This is a genomic window from Candidatus Desulfofervidus auxilii, assembly GCF_001577525.1.
In the GTDB taxonomy this organism is placed as follows: domain Bacteria; phylum Desulfobacterota; class Desulfofervidia; order Desulfofervidales; family Desulfofervidaceae; genus Desulfofervidus; species Desulfofervidus auxilii.
On record NZ_CP013015.1, the window covers coordinates 830,475 to 845,897 of the forward strand.

Sequence of the window (15,423 nt, forward strand, 5' to 3'; positions counted from 1 at the left end):
GGAATTACTCCTCTTTTATTTTAATAGGAAATTTTTCCCAAAAATTATTGCCTACAAGGTAAAATCTATCTTTATATTTCACCCAGCTTTGTTCTTTATGTTTATAACATTTCATATCTAAAACTAATTGAGCCTTTTTATTCCATAATTTAACTCTTGCTTGCCATGATGCAAGGTCTGAAGGAGTAATTTTCTCAGGTAGGTATTTTAAATTAAGTAAATCTTCTAAAAAAAACTCAATTTCATAGGCTTGAGCCAAGTTTTTTGGTTTTATTTCCCATTTTTCTTTATTTTTTTGAGCAAGTAATTGTTTTTTCCCATAAATGATTTCTACCTTATCCACCATTTCTTTATCAAATTTAACAAAGTGCCTGTCTTTAAAGAACTCTGGAGTTTTTACAATGTCTTTCCATAATCCCTTTCTGAGGGTGAACCAAGTGGGATGATAATTACTTTGGGCGATTAATTCTTCTTTTTGTAGGGTTAATTTCAGCCAATAAGGGGGTTTATTTATATCCTCCCACAACTCTATCTTCAATTGAGGGGAAACACCTTTTTTTATAAAAGTCTTAATTTGTTCGGCCTGAAGCTTATAAAGCAAATTTTCCACTTCGTCATTATCTGCCTTAGCATTAAAAGGTGTTTTTATATACCACTGATTTTTTTGTTTTTCCAACATTATGTCTATCTCTTTGCCTTGAAAAGATAGACGTGTCACTTTAGCAGGGTCAAACGCTATGATATGTTTATCCCTTAAATCCCCCAATCTTTTATTTAAACTCCAAAGCAAAGAATTTGGGAAAAGATAAATGGCTTTTTTGTCAGTAGTAAAGGCGTAAATACGCCTTCTATCAGGAGTATCCCCACCCAATTTAAGGGCCCATGTTTCTTTATCTGAAATCAAAGTAATTTCTATCCTGGGTCTATCCAATCCATAAGGAGAGATGTCTTTAGGAACAGGGGTAATTTTTCTCTCTATCTTGCTATTTACTACTGTCTCTAAAACCTGCGAACAGGTGCTAGAATTAGCCCAGTCACTAACAGGCTTGGTTAACCACCATTTTTTGCCTTTTCTTTCTAATTTAAATAAACCATATTCGGTTTTTAAGGTATAACTTTTTATTTCTTCTACTTTAAAAGGACAAACTTGCTTTTCCTGTTCCTTTATCTGTTGAGTTTTTCTGGTTTTAACCTGCTGGTAGCTATAAAGTGCCAATATTATTATCAAAAAAAAGAGATAAAAAAATATTTTTTTCCAGCTCATAACCTTCGTCTCTTCCAATAAATCACTATCCCACTTAATAATACCAAAAGAGGTAATCCTATCACTGGTAGCCAAAAGAGAACTTGAGCCTGATTGCTAGAAAGGACTAAGGGCTTTGAATGGGTCTTTTTTGGGGGAATAGTTATTAAATCTTGCTCTTCGGTAAGCCAGTTGATCATATTTAAGGCTAAATCTTTATTCCCTGAGACTTGCAAATAAGTATTGTCTATAAAATCACTATCACCTACTACAATGAGTTTAAAGCCATTTTTCTCTTCGGAAAAGCTGGCAGCTGCTACAGGTATAGGACCAGCAATATCTTTCTCATCATAAATTGCCTTGCCTCCTTTTAAACCTGATAAGTCCTTTTCTCCCCAACTATTTTCACTGGTCCAAGCAAGTATCTCTACTCTTTTCCCTTTATCTTGGTTTTTTTCTATATTAATAGAACGGGCCAGAGGGAAAAAGCAGGCCAGATTAAACCCCTTAGTTACAGAATGATTCTGATTATACTTGACTACTACTGGGATTAAATAGTCTCCTCCAAATAGGCGGCTCATCTTATCCACAATGATGTCATTATCCAAAACTATCCCTTTTTCTTTTAATAATTTGGCTAATTCCTGACCTGTTTCTGGCTCTAACAAAAATAATCCACTTCCTCCCTTATTTAAATAGGTTTTTATAGCCTCTATTTCAGCAGACAATAATGCTTTTTGTGGACCAGCAATAACCAACAAGGCAGTGTCTTCTGGAATCTTGGGTTGTTTTACTAGCAATAAGGGCTTTACCTCATAACCCTTTTCATTTAAAATTTCTTTTAATTTACTATAACCATTTTTCTCAATATCTTCTATTTCATGTTCCCCATGTCCTTTTAAAAAGTAAATGGTCTTTTTTCCCTTTCGAGTTACCTTCACAATAGCGTTAGTCAATTTTTCTTCAGATATCTCATATATCTGTTCTCTTTTTTGACCGCTTTGCACTACTAAAGTATTATACCGATGGATATTATATTTTTTGGCCTCTAAAGGATGTCTTTCAGGGTCAATAAAAGTCCAATCAAAATTCTTACTATGATAAGCATACTGTTCTAGCAAGTCTTTTGCTTTATCTTTTTCAGCGCCAGTAGTAAAAAACCCAATAACTTTTACTGAACTCTGCAATTTATTTAATACCTTTATACTTTGCGGTGATAGGGTGTGGCGTTTATTAGTAGTCAAATCAAAACGTAAGTGATACTGTTGGGCAAAAAGGGTTAATACTATCAAAATCCCCAAAAAAATAGTTAAATATAATGCTAATTGCACAGGGTAAGTGAATCGTTTCAATTTAATCCCTTCTGTATTGTGCTCTTAAGGCATTCAAAGTGAGAAAAATACCAAAGATAATAAAACTAAGATAAAAAAATATATCTGCAGTGTCAATAATGCCCTTGGTAAAATGGCGAAAGTGGGTAATAAGAGAAATATTCTCAAAAATCTTGGAAATAGGTGGTTCAGTAATATAGGCCGCCCAGCCAATAATCCAGAAAAATAGTAACAGGCCAAAGGTTAAGGCAGCAGCCACCACCTGATTTTCGGTCAAAGTAGAAATAAAAAGCCCAAAGGCGATAAAGGCACTTCCCATAAGAAACAGACCTAAATATCCGCTAAAGAATGTCCCCAGGTCTGACCTTCCCAACCAGGCTAAAAGTAAAGGATAAACCAAGGTAAAAAAGAGCATTAAGGCATAGACACTCATACATCCCAAAAATTTCCCCAATGCCAGTTCTATATCTCGCACGGGATAGCTTAAAAGTAGCTCTAAATTACCCTGGCGCTTTTCTTCCGCAAAGAGACGCATAGTTAATAGAGGTAAAAGTAAAAGCACTACCACACTCATATTACCTAATAAGGGCTCAATTACCCATTCTCCCAAAGTAAAATCACCACCCATCCACTGACCTGCCTGGATACTCATTAGACTAAAATAAGCCACATTGCTGTAAAAGAAGTAGCCACTTAACAATAAAAATATAAACAAAATAGTATAAACAATAGGTGAGGCAAAATAACTATATAATTCTCTTTTAAGGATTACCCAGATATTGCGCATCTAACTTGCCTCCTTGGTGACCAGTTGAACAAATACCTCTTCTAAGCTCTTCCGTCGGGGACGGAGTTCTAATAATTCCCAGCCACTTTGAACAATCCCCTGAGTTAATTTAGGCCTAATTTCATATTGAGGGTCAAAATGTATGTAAGCTCGAATAAAATTATCTTCCATCTTAGCCTCTACTTCTTTAACTTCTGGGATATTCTTGAGATATGCAGTAAACTCCTCTTTTGGTGCTCTTGCCAGGATTTCTACATAGCCTTTTTGAGCAGTCAAATTTTCAGGGTTATCCTTAGCTATTACTTGACCATCTTTGATAATTACCACTTTTGTGCAAACCATACTCACTTCTGGCAAAATATGGGTGCTTAAAATTACTGTTTTTTGGCCAGCCAATGCCTTAATCAATTGCCTAATTTCATAAATCTGTTTGGGGTCAAGACCGATGGTGGGTTCGTCTAAAAGCAAGACCTCTGGGTCATTGACCAATGCCTGTGCTAGCCCTACACGTTGTTTATATCCCTTGGATAAACGCTTTATCAGGCGATGACGCACATTTTCTAATCCACACTCAGCTACTACGGTATTTACCCTCTTTGTTTCCTCCTTTCTCCTTACACCTTTAATTCTAGCCACAAATCGCAGATAACCATCCACGGTCATTTCTGGATAAAGGGGGTTATGTTCAGGAAAATACCCCAGCTTTTGTTTCACCGCCAAAGGATTTTGGGTAATATTATAGCCACCGATTTTTACTGTTCCTTTATCAGGGGGGAAATAACCGGTTAAAATACGCAGGCTGGTGGTCTTACCCGCCCCGTTTGGGCCTAAAAATCCCAAAATTTCTCCCTTTTCTACCTCAAAAGAAACATCTCTTAAAACCTGTCTTGCTCCAAACCACTTAGAGATATTTCTTACTTCTATCATTTGTTCTCCTCAATATCACTAAAATTATAAGAACTTTCTGAGAAATGTAAAGTCTGGTTTAAGAAAAAAGCACACTTTGTTTTTTGACCGCAACCCTTGAAAATGATTTTTTATAATGTTATGGCTTAAAATTAAAAACGATTTTCATACTGTTATTACTGTTTTGAGTAGCTTACCTTACCTTTCTTTTTGGAAAGCTTCTGAAAATTCTGGGGAAAGTCCTGAAAAATAACCTTCCAATTAAAATTTGAATTTTTAGTTTAATTATAGTAGTTATAACTTAAAGAGATATTAATCTCTTTTAAGAAGCACAAAAATGGGAGAGAGTAAGACAAAAGCAGAACTAATAAGCGAAATTAAAAAACTGCGGCAAAGAATTGCTGAATTAGAAAAAAGAGAAATAGAGTATGAACAGATAGAGACAAAATTACGAGAGAGCGAAGAAAAATACAGAACACTCACCGAAAGTTCCCTTACCGGTATATTCATCCACCAGGACGGAAAATACATATTTGTCAATGATAAATTTGCAGAAATTCATGGCTATAAACCTGAAGAGTTAATTGGGAAAGACCCATTAATATTGATCCATCCTGACGATAGGAAGACTCTGAAACAAGTATCATTAAAAAGACAAAAAGGGAGAGTTGTTTCACAACGGTATGAGATTCGAAAAATCGGAAAGGATGGAAAAACCATTTGGTGTGAAACAATAGCAACCCTCATCCGATATAAAGGAAGACCTGCTATAATGGGAAACGTTATAGACATCACCCAGCGCAAGCAAGTAGAGGAAAATTTACGGGAGAGTGAGAAGATATTCAAAAGTATAAGTGCTTCTGCTCAAGATGGTATCATTATGATAGATAATGGAGGAAATATATTATATTGGAACAAGGCTGCTCAGAGAATATTTGGTTATACCGAGAAAGAAGCAATAGGTAAGGAAATGCACATCTTTCTTGTCCCTAAAAAATACCATAAAGCTTACCGAAAGGGATTTAGTAAGTTTAAAAAAACAGGACACGGCCCTGTCATTGGGAAAACTCTTGAATTATCAGCTATTAGGAAAGATGGAGTGAAATTTCCGATAGAACTTTCTGTTTCAGCTATGAGAATACGAGGGAAATGGCATTCAATAGGAATAGTAAGGGACATCACCCAGCGCAAACAGGCAGAGGAACAAATCAAGGCAGCTCTGAAGGAAAAGGAAGTGCTTTTGCGTGAAATTCATCATCGGGTGAAAAATAACATGCAAATAGTCTCTAGTCTCCTTAGGCTTCAGTCTAGATATACCAAGGATAAGCAGATACTGGATATATTCAAAGCCAGTCAGAGCAGGATAGAGTCTATGGCTTTTATCCACGAAAAACTTTATCAGTCCAAAGATTTAACCAGGATTGATTTCACTAATTACGTTAACACCCTAGTCAGGAACTTATTTACCACCTATGGAGTTAGCACAGCTAGAATTAAATTAAACATAGATATAAAACATGTTTCCCTTCCTCTTGATAAAGCCATTCCATGTGGATTAATTATTAATGAGTTGGTTTCCAACTCCCTAAAATATGCCTTTCCTGCAAACAAACAGGGTGAAATTAAAATTGCATTACACCCAACCAATGAAAATGAATTAGAACTTATAGTAAGCGATAATGGAATAAGTATGCCAGAAGATATAGATTTTAGAAATACAGAATCATTAGGTTTACATCTAGTTACTATTTTGGCCAAAGACCAGCTTCGGGGTAAAATAAAACTCAATAGAACTGGAGGAACTGAATTCAAGATTAAATTCAAAGAGCTGGATAAATGAAAAAGACAAAAATCTTAGTGGTTGAAGACGAAAGGATTGTGGCTGAAGATATAAAAAGGAGTTTAGAAGCTTTAGGATATAAAGTTTGCTCTATAGTATCCACAGGAGAGGAAGCAGTCAAACAGGCAGGACGATATAAACCCGATTTAGTGTTGATGGATATTGTATTAAAGGGGAAAATGAATGGGATTAAAGCTGCTAACCAAATAACTTCCCTTTACCATATCCCAGTTGTGTATCTCACTGCTTATGCAGATGAAAACACATTACAGCGAGCAAAGATAACCCAACCTTACGGATACATTATCAAACCATTCACAGATAGAGAATTATACTCTAATATCGAAATTGCTCTTTACAAAAGCCGGATGGAAAGGAAAATAGAACACCTCAATGCTGTACTCCGAGCCCTGTGCAACGTTAGCCAATTGACTACTACAGAAAAAGACCGTGACAGACTCCTTAAAGGAGCTTGTGAAAACCTTATTGGAACCAGAGGCTATCATAGCGCCTGGATTGTCCTGTGGGATGAGAATGGTAAGCCTGTAACCGCTGCTGAAGCAGGTCTAGGTGAGGATTTTTTTAAAATGATTGAGTTGCTTAAAGATGGTAAGTTACCTATTTGTGGTGAGAAGGCACTTTTTCAATCTGACATAGTAGTAACCTCAAACCCATTTTCTATCTGTACTAACTGTCCTTTGGCAGGAAAATACAAAGGTAGAAGTGCCATGACAGTGCGTTTAGAACACGGAGAAAAGATATATGGCATGTTAACAGTATCTATCCCCAGAGAACTTGCTAGAGATAAGGAAGAGCAGAAGTTATTTAAAGAATTAGCTGGAGAACTGGCCTTCGCTTTGTACAGTATAGAAATAGAAGAGGAACGCAAGCAGGCGGAGAAAAAACTGAGAGAGAGTGAAGAAAAATATGCAAGTCTTATCAATGATGCTATTGACTCTTTGCCCAGTGGGATATTTATCCTAGATAGGGATTTTAAAATTGTCTGGGTTAACAGAACTATAGAGGATTTTTTTGGTATTGATAAAAACAGTCTTATTGGCCGTGATAAACGCAAAGCCATAAAGGAAAGAATAAAGTACATCTTTGAAGACCCTGAGCAATTTGAACAAATTGTGTTTAGAACTTATGAAAATAACACTTATGTTGAGAAATTTGAATGTCATGTCCTTCCTTCTGGCAAAAGGAAAGAACGATTTCTTCTGCATTGGAGTATACCAATTAGAACTGGTGCATTAGTAGGTGGACGGATTGAGCATTATTACGACATCACCGAGCAAAAACGAGCAAAGGAAAAACTTCAACAAAGTTATAACAAACTTAAAAAAACTTTCTGGCAGATAGTTCGCACTCTGTCGACAATCACTAAAGTAAAAGACCCCTATACTGCAGGGCATCAACAACGAGTGACTAAATTGGCCTGTGCTATAGCTACCGAAATGGGACTTCCTGATGAGCGAATTGAGGGAATCTATATAGCCGGACTCCTTCATGACATAGGCAAGATAGCTATACCGGCTGAAATCCTTAACAAACCCACTAAGTTAACCGAAGCTGAATCTAACTTAATTAAAACCCATCCCCAGGTAGGATATGATATATTAAAAAATATAGAATTTTCAGAACCAATTGCTCAAATTGTGCTTCAACATCATGAAATGATGGATGGTTCTGGCTATCCTCAAGGTCTTAAGGGTAAAGAGATCCTCCTCGAAGCAAGAATCTTAGCGGTAGCTGATGTTGTTGAAGCTATAAGTTCTCACCGGCCTTACCGTCCGGCCCTGGGTTTAGACAAGGCATTAGAAGAAATTAGCAAAAATAAAGGCACTCTTTATGACCCTAAAGTGGTAGATACTTGCTTGAAACTATTTACCGAAAAAGGATTTAGATTTGAGTAATTACCTTTCACACATACTTTTATAAGGACAATAATCACACTCCGGTGAGGGTTTTTTCTCCCAGGTTTTTGAGGTATCAAATAGACGAGCCAAGGTATCTTCCAGCCAGAGTTTAAACTCAGACATATATATAGAGGGATTGTGCTTAAATGTTTTATAAGGTTCTTTAATTTTAAACTCTGTTTTCAGGTCATAAATCCCTAAAACTTCACAGGCCTGAAAGGGAATGCCATATTTATGGTTTAAAAGCCAGAGATAAAAAGGCAATTGAATCCCTTTAAATTCAGGACCAGGTTCACATTGTTTAGGCCCTGGAGCATACCCAGTTTTATAATCTATGACTCTGAAAAATCTTTCTTTTTTATCCACTCTATCTGGAATTCCCTTTAGGCTAACCATCCTTTTTCCCAGTTTGAACTTCATTTCTATTTCCGTTTCCAACCATTGAGGCTGAGGACGCCAACCTGACTGAAAGTCTTGATACTCCTGTCTGACAAAAAATCTAAAACGTTCTTTTAAAATCTCTATGCCCAATCGTGAAGCCGGTTGATGTATGAATTGAGGTATCTGTTGTAGTTTTTCTGTTAACACGCGCATTAACAAGTGATAAAATTCTTCTTCTGACATCTCCCATGGCTGCCATGTGGTGTAAACTTCTTTTAAAGTAATGTGTAATAATTGTCCAATGTCTTGAGGTGTTAACCATTCTTTTATTTCTAAAGGAGTGGGAATTTGTAAAACATATTTTAAGTAAAATTGATAAGGACAGCATTGGTAGCTTAAAAGGGCAGAAGGGCTGAACTTAAGGGTTTCTAGGTAAGCTAAGGTATTTTTGTCTTTACGCACAGACACTTTTATGGGTATTTGTATATCTTTTTGAGGCATAATGAATGGGAGATAGTGGTGGTAAGCCTTAATTTCTTCTTCTATTTTTCCCAAATCTCTCCCTTTTTTTATTTCCTCAAAAACCCATTTTTCTATAAAACGACTTCTTACTCCCTGTTTGGGGTCATTCACATAACTCAAATAAATCCTATTTGCCCCTCCGGTCAAACGGCTAAAATAATACCCATAGAGTCCTTCCCTGTCTTTATAGGTAGGTAATCCCAAACGTTTTCTCAAGGCAGTATTCAAAAATAGGTCCTTTTCACTTGATGCCGGAAATAATCCTTCATTCATGTCGGGAATGATCACCACATCAAATTGCATATTTCTGGTTTCTAAAATCCCCATCGCTTGTATGGCCTGAGTTAAACGAGCAGGTAATGGATAAGTTAAAGTCTCAAGGTGCTTTAGGATAAAACGAAAAAAATGGGAAAATTTTGGTTGTTTTGCTATTTTTACTCCTAATTTTTCTAAAGTGCTCAATTCTTGTAATGCCTCTAAAATTTTATTTAAACCTCTTATTTCACGATAATGCTCGAGTAAGGCATTTAGTTCAGGATATCCATGAAATTCTTCAAGCACTTGAATCAGATTTTTACAAAAAGCACCAAAGGTTTTTTGGGTCAATTTTCTTTTGATTTTATTTAAGAAAGAAAAAAGCCTATTTTTAGGTAAAATCTCTTTTTTTACATAAAGGAGATTGTTTTTTAAGACTATTTCTTGCCACTGTTTAACTTCTTCTCTAAAAAGTGTTTTTATTATAGGATGACTTAAGATTCCTAAAAATGGCTGATAATAAAAACCATATTCTGTCTCTGAGCTAAATAGTTCAAAAAACCTTTCTAAAAATCCATAACTTAAGGTATGTTTTATATCAAGCCCCATGGTAAGATTTAAATTGTGTTCTGATAGATAACTCAAAAGTAAATATTTAAATTCCTCATCAGGAAGAACTATTCCAATTTGATGGGGTTTAATCCCATCATTTAATGCTTGCGTAATGGCCGATAAAATCAACCCCATTTGCATCGTTACTTGGGGAAACGCCCTAATAGTCCAGCTTGGAGGTGGATTAAATGTTGTATTATTTTCTAACCAATGCACCTCCTTTTCACTTTTTCCCCAGCGGTTCAAAATTACCTTTTGGTGAGAAATAAGACCTTCTTTCTTGTTGGCCTGAAAAAAGACGGTAAGGGGTGCATAAGTATTTATACCTTTAAAAAATGTTGTCTCTGTCCGGGTCATGGTGATGACCCCAATAAAATAAATAGCCTTAAATGTTTGAAGGAAATCTTCATCCAGAAGTAAGGCAGTTTCTTTTAAAACAGGATCAATAAATCTGTTTTCCTTAAGCAATTTAGCATAATGTTCAAAGATATTAGCCAAAATTTCTACATGGGTTTCATAATCTGTATAAAGGGCTTCTTTTTTGAGTGCTTCAAAACTAATCCTTTCTCGCAAAATTTCATCATAAAACCGTAATAATCTTTGGCCAGTAGTTACAAACTCTAAAAAATCTTCTTCCCAAGGCCCTAATTGATTGCCAAAGAGTTTAGAAATGTCCTGTCTTACCTGAAAGATGGCCTCTTTTAAAAACAAATTCCGCTGCCACTGATTAAGCAAAAATCCTGGATAAGGACTGATAGTAGCCTCTTGCAAAAATTCACTCACTTCATAAAGCCGAGGAAGAAGCATAGCCTCCCTTCCACTAATTTCAGCTAAAAATTGTTGAAAATAAACCTTACTGCGTTGAGTAGGAAAGATAACGGCAATGTGACTTAAATCTTTATGCTCCTTTAAAATAATTTCAGCTGCTTTTTTTAATATAGCGGATTCAAAAGGTAGGGCTAATAAACGCATTTATCTCTCCAGCAATTTCTTCAATTCCAGGGCATTTTTAACGGCATAACCAAAGGCGTCATTATTAAAGTAAATAAATACCTCTCGTCCTTTTTTAAGCTGTTTTTGGATAAAATTTGCATCTTTTTCTAATTCTTGAGGTAGATAGCAACCAGTATATACCCTTTGCGTAGTTGGGCCATGCTTTCTTATGTAAATAAAGGAAAAAACATCTGGTGGATATATTTCTAAACCAGGCCAATCTGCATAACAGACAGTCATATTATATGCTTGCACTAAATCATACACTTCCTCACAGAACCAAGAGAGATGGCGAAATTCAAAGGCATGGCGGTAATTTTTCCAAGTTTTTAAAGCCTCCAGAAATTCTTGAAGCCTTTTAAGATTGCATTTAAAACCTGGTGGTAACTGCCAAAGTATTACTCCCAATTTTTCTTTTAACACTAGGGCTCTATCAAAAAAGTTCTTTAAGGCCTCTTGGGGGGTATTCAATTTTTTCACATGGGTGATGAAGCGACTTCCCTTCACAGCAAATAAAAAATGCTTTGGGGTGCGCTGATACCAGGTAGAAAATGCCTTTAGCTGAGGAAGGCGATAAAAAGTAACATTTAATTCCACGGTTTCAAAAAACTGAGTGTAATATTCCAATTGTCTTCTTTTGGGCAGATGAGGAGGGTAAAAAACACCATTTTCCCAATGACTATAACTATATCCGCTGGTGCCAATAAAAACTTTACCCACCGCTAAGGCTAATACCTTTTATTTCACCAATGCCATTAAGGCTAAAAATAACCATAAATTTAGTATCATCGTAAATGTCAGCATAAACAAATTCCACTCCCCAACATTGAGCAGTATAACGCAGAGAAACTCGCTTTTCTATATCTTGCTTATAACGAAATGAATGTTGATTATAAAGACGAAGACTCCAATTATGGATAAGATGAACAAATACTTCTGTGGCCAAGTCCTCGGTTTCTCCTGGCCGATATTGGTAGTTAATATTGAAATAGTCTGCACGTTTTGTGCTAAAACCAAACATTATGTTGGCTTCTGTGAAACCATCACCATAAGGAGAAATAGCCGTTTCAGCATCCAAAAAAACACCAAACAGGGGTTTTATTTGCCATTCAATCAATAAATCAGATAAAGGATGGTATTTTTTATCAAAATTACAACTTTGATTGATATAAAATCGCATCAATTCTTTAAGTTTGCCTCCTTCTTCCCTAAAAAAATAATTAGTAAAACTATAGGTAATCTGATTAAGTTCAGGTAATCGATCCAGGCCATCAAACTTAGGCAAACCACTCTGCTCCACTCTAGGTCTAAATGTATACACTATACTGGGTTCAAAGTGATGAATGAAATTCCCAAATAAAGAAAAACGAGCCCATAAATCAGTCTTTGCCTCTAAAGATGTTTCATATAAAAAGCGACTTTTTTCTTTTTCTGTTAAAAAATAACTTGTTTCAAAAAAACTAAATCTAGGTAAGAGTTTAAAGTATTTATTTTTATAGGGTAGAGAAAAACTAGGAGCAAAGTGAATGCGTTGTCCTTTTATCCCTTCCAAACGCCAGAAATAAGTAGAAATAGTATCTAATTTGAAAAAAAGGGGCGTATGAAATAGCCGGCTATCATTACGCAAAAAAGAGATTTGAGGTAAACGCTGTAAGGTGTATTCGTCTTGGGACTTGTCTAAGTTTTGGGTATATTGGGCTTCAGCCACCAAGCTGTAATTAGACCAATTCTTGGTCAAACTTAATGAAGATTCCCGCAGTAAAGCTGCTTCGTCTGTACGAAAACCCCGGTTAAAATAATGTAGAAATTCCTTACGACAACTGCGATAACTATTAAATCCTTCAGTAAATTCTCTGATATAATCCTGATCGCTTACTAAATCTAGGTCTATTTGGGCATAGATATTTCCTGGAAGAATGTGGTCTTGTTTTGAACGCCACCACCAACGTTTCTTATTAGACCTGGAGAATTCATCCCAGGTAAAATCTATATCTTCTCTGTCATCATTAAGATAATCAAAGTAAAAAAATCCCTTATCAGTTTCATTCAAGATATAACGGTATTCTAAACCTTCCATCCATCCTCTATTGCTGAGATAACGCTGGTAGAGCGTAACATCCATATTGGGTTTAATAGCCCAGAAAAAAGGCAAGGTAAAATCAACTCCATCTCGGCTTGAATGACCAAAATAGGGAAAAAGGAAACCTGACTGACGCTCTTTTTTGGCAGGTATAATTAAATAAGGCACATAAACTAAAGGCATGGACTTAGCCCAAAAAGTAATATTAGAGGCAGTTGCCCATCCTTGAAGGGTAACTTTTACCTTTTTAGCTGTAAAGTGCCAAGCTGGAGGCTTTCCATCACAGGTAGTTAAGTAGGCATGTTCAATTAAATAAGTCTGCTCTCCTGTTTTCTCTATCTTTTCTCCCTTAATATAAATGTGATTTTCACTCATAAATACTTGTGCTTGATAAAGAATGCCTTGATAGGTATTTAAATCCATTTCAGCGGCCTCTGCCTTTATCCAATCCTGGTCCATTTTAAAAAAGACATTTCCTTTTAATTTAGCTTGATTAGTATTTAAATTCACCATTATTTTATCTGCTTCAATATGTCTTTTTCCCTGGTCAAGAGAGACCCGTCCTTGTGCCTGATAGGTATTATTTTTCTCATCGTAGATAATTTGATCGGCCTTTATTTTTATAAGTTCTTGAGGAATATTATTTTTTTGGGCAAATAAATTCATAGAAAAAAAGAGATAAATTATAATTAAAAAAATTATTTTCCCAAACATCTTAGCCTCAATGCTTCTCTGGCCTCAGCCACAGTATACAGAGAACCAGTAACCAGAACAAGGTCATTGGAAGTAGCTATGGATAAAGCAGTTGTAATTGCTTGAGACACAGAAGGGATTATTTTTATATGTGAACAATAATTTTTAGCTATATTACTTAATAACTCTGCCTTTGCCGCACGGGGTGTTTGAGGCGAAGTAACAATCACTATTTGGGCTAAAGGGGCTAATATTTTCATTATTTTCTTTATATTTTTATCTTGCATAATACCCAATATTAAAACCAAATTTTTATTATAACTGGATAAGTTCTTTTTTAAGGCCATAGCCCCAGCAGGATTGTGAGCCACATCCAAAATCACCTTAGGTGATGAAGTTATTACTTCAAATCTGCCAGGCCAAGATACACTCTTTAATCCTTTTTGAATGTGTTTATCTTTTACTGTAAAGCCTACTTTTTCTAAGACTTCTATAGCTCCTAAGGCCAAGGTGGCATTTTTTATTTGATATTCACCTTTAAGGCCCAATTTCAAATGGGAAAGATGTCTTTTAAGTCCAAAATAACTAAATCCATGTTTACCACGGCGATATCTTATATCCGCACCTATTTGATAAAAAGAGGCATTTTTTAACTTGCAAATTTTCTGCAATAAAGAAATCAAGTCCTTTTGTTTAACTCCAGTAATAAAAGGGGTATTATATTTGATAATTCCTCCTTTTTCTAAAGCAATACTCTTTAAAGAACGACCTAACCAATGTTGATGGTCTAAATGAACATTGGTGACTATAGTTACTTTAGGTAATAAAAGATTAGTGGCATCCAAACGCCCTCCTAATCCTACTTCTATCACCCCTATATCTACTTTGTTTTGAGCAAAATAAAAAAAGGCCATTAAGGTAAGAAATTCAAAGTAAGTTAAATCGATAGAAAGTCCATCTTTTATTTCTTTGACCATAGAAGCAAAATCAGCCTGAGAAATGTGTTGGGAATTGATCTGAATCCGCTCTCTGACTGAATGTAAATGCGGTGAAGTAAAAAGTCCCACTTTATATCCAGCCGTTTTTAAGATATTGGCCGTTATGGCTGCGGTAGAACCCTTACCATTTGTGCCTCCAATATGGACAGCAGGAAATTGGAATTGGGGATTCCCAAATCTAGCCAGGGCTAAAGCAATATTTTTTAATCCTGGTCTTATCCCTTTAGACTGTAGGGTATTTAAGAATTCCAGTGCTTGTTGATAAGTGAAAGACATTTAACCCCTAACTTGGCTACTATATATTATATGTTATAATGGTAAAATGGAGAAAGATAAAGATATATATTTTATGGAAATAGCATTACAGGAGGCCTTAAAAGCAGAAAAAGAGGGAGAGGTGCCCGTAGGGGCAGTGGTGGTAAAACAAGAAAAAATCTTAAGTATAGCTCATAATCAAGTGATACAATTGGCTGACCCTACTGCCCATGCGGAGATACTTGCCTTGCGTCAGGCTGCAAAAATCACAGGAAACTATCGCTTGCTAGATACTGAGCTTTATGTTACTATAGAACCGTGTTTGATGTGTGCAGGGGCAATTATGCAAGCAAGGATAAAACGTTTAATATTTGGTGCTTTTGAACCTAAAATGGGAGCCTTTGGCTCTGTTTTAAACATAAAAGATTTTAATTTAAATCACTATTTGGAAATAAAAAGTGGCATCATGGCCCAAGAAGCACAGGCCTTGATGCAAGCATTTTTTAAAAAGCGGAGAGGTACCGAAGTGGACGTAACGGGGGCGACTCGAAATCGCCTTGTCCTGTGATGAGCAGGACACGTGGGTTCGAATCCCACCCTCTCCGCCA

Annotated in this window: 10 protein-coding genes, 1 tRNA gene and 1 pseudogene; 4 read left to right on the forward strand and 8 right to left on the reverse strand. The window is 35.9% G+C overall.

Going from position 1 to position 15,423, the window contains the following annotated elements; genetic code table 11:
* Positions 1-4 precede the first annotated feature (4 nt).
* From HS1_RS04215 to HS1_RS04230, 4 genes are read right to left on the reverse strand one after another with little or no spacing between them, the layout of a single operon-like run.
* Positions 5-1,264: a DUF4340 domain-containing protein gene (locus HS1_RS04215; protein WP_066061368.1), complete on the reverse strand. Its 1,260-nt coding sequence runs from the start codon at positions 1,262-1,264 to the stop codon at positions 5-7.
* Positions 1,261-2,595: a GldG family protein gene (locus tag HS1_RS04220; RefSeq protein WP_066061371.1), complete on the reverse strand. Its 1,335-nt coding sequence runs from the start codon at positions 2,593-2,595 to the stop codon at positions 1,261-1,263. The genes HS1_RS04215 and HS1_RS04220 overlap by 4 nt, the downstream gene beginning before the upstream one ends.
* Position 2,596: 1 nt before the next feature.
* Complete coding sequence (locus HS1_RS04225) at positions 2,597-3,361, reverse strand: ABC transporter permease (protein WP_066061374.1); 765 nt, start codon at positions 3,359-3,361, stop codon at positions 2,597-2,599.
* Positions 3,362-4,288 carry an ABC transporter ATP-binding protein gene (locus HS1_RS04230; RefSeq protein ID WP_066061377.1) on the reverse strand — a complete coding sequence of 309 codons (927 nt, stop codon included), beginning with the start codon at positions 4,286-4,288 and terminating at the stop codon, positions 3,362-3,364.
* Between the two features lie 316 nt (positions 4,289-4,604).
* Here HS1_RS04230 and HS1_RS04235 point away from each other — a divergent pair, with 316 nt between their 5' ends.
* Together HS1_RS04235 and HS1_RS13330 are read left to right on the forward strand one after the other, a co-directional pair.
* On the forward strand, positions 4,605-6,107 hold the full coding sequence (locus HS1_RS04235) for a sensor histidine kinase (RefSeq protein WP_066061380.1): 1,503 nt from the start codon (positions 4,605-4,607) through the stop codon (positions 6,105-6,107).
* Positions 6,104-8,023: an HD domain-containing phosphohydrolase gene (locus HS1_RS13330; RefSeq protein WP_066061385.1), complete on the forward strand. Its 1,920-nt coding sequence runs from the start codon at positions 6,104-6,106 to the stop codon at positions 8,021-8,023. Before HS1_RS04235 ends, HS1_RS13330 begins: the two co-directional genes overlap by 4 nt.
* On the opposite strand, the gene HS1_RS04245 is transcribed toward HS1_RS13330, so the two are convergent.
* From HS1_RS04245 to HS1_RS04260, 4 genes are read right to left on the reverse strand one after another with little or no spacing between them, the layout of a single operon-like run.
* On the reverse strand, positions 8,024-10,768 hold the full coding sequence (locus HS1_RS04245) for a PD-(D/E)XK nuclease family protein (protein WP_066061388.1): 2,745 nt from the start codon (positions 10,766-10,768) through the stop codon (positions 8,024-8,026).
* On the reverse strand, positions 10,769-11,509 hold the full coding sequence (locus HS1_RS04250) for a DUF72 domain-containing protein (RefSeq protein ID WP_066061391.1): 741 nt from the start codon (positions 11,507-11,509) through the stop codon (positions 10,769-10,771).
* Complete coding sequence (locus HS1_RS04255; RefSeq protein WP_066061394.1) at positions 11,502-13,583, reverse strand: LPS-assembly protein LptD; 2,082 nt, start codon at positions 13,581-13,583, stop codon at positions 11,502-11,504. Before HS1_RS04255 ends, HS1_RS04250 begins: the two co-directional genes overlap by 8 nt.
* Entirely contained in the window at positions 13,568-14,836 is a 1,269-nt protein-coding gene (locus HS1_RS04260) for a bifunctional folylpolyglutamate synthase/dihydrofolate synthase (protein ID WP_066061397.1), read from the reverse strand. The genes HS1_RS04255 and HS1_RS04260 overlap by 16 nt, the downstream gene beginning before the upstream one ends.
* A gap of 46 nt (positions 14,837-14,882) precedes the next feature.
* Between HS1_RS04260 and tadA the strand changes: the two are divergent.
* Both tadA and HS1_RS04270 read left to right on the forward strand, forming a co-directional pair.
* Positions 14,883-15,329, forward strand: a pseudogene (tadA, locus tag HS1_RS13920) (tRNA adenosine(34) deaminase TadA); the annotation flags it as partial.
* A tRNA-Ser gene (locus HS1_RS04270) sits at positions 15,328-15,423 on the forward strand. The pseudogene tadA and the gene HS1_RS04270, both read left to right, overlap by 2 nt.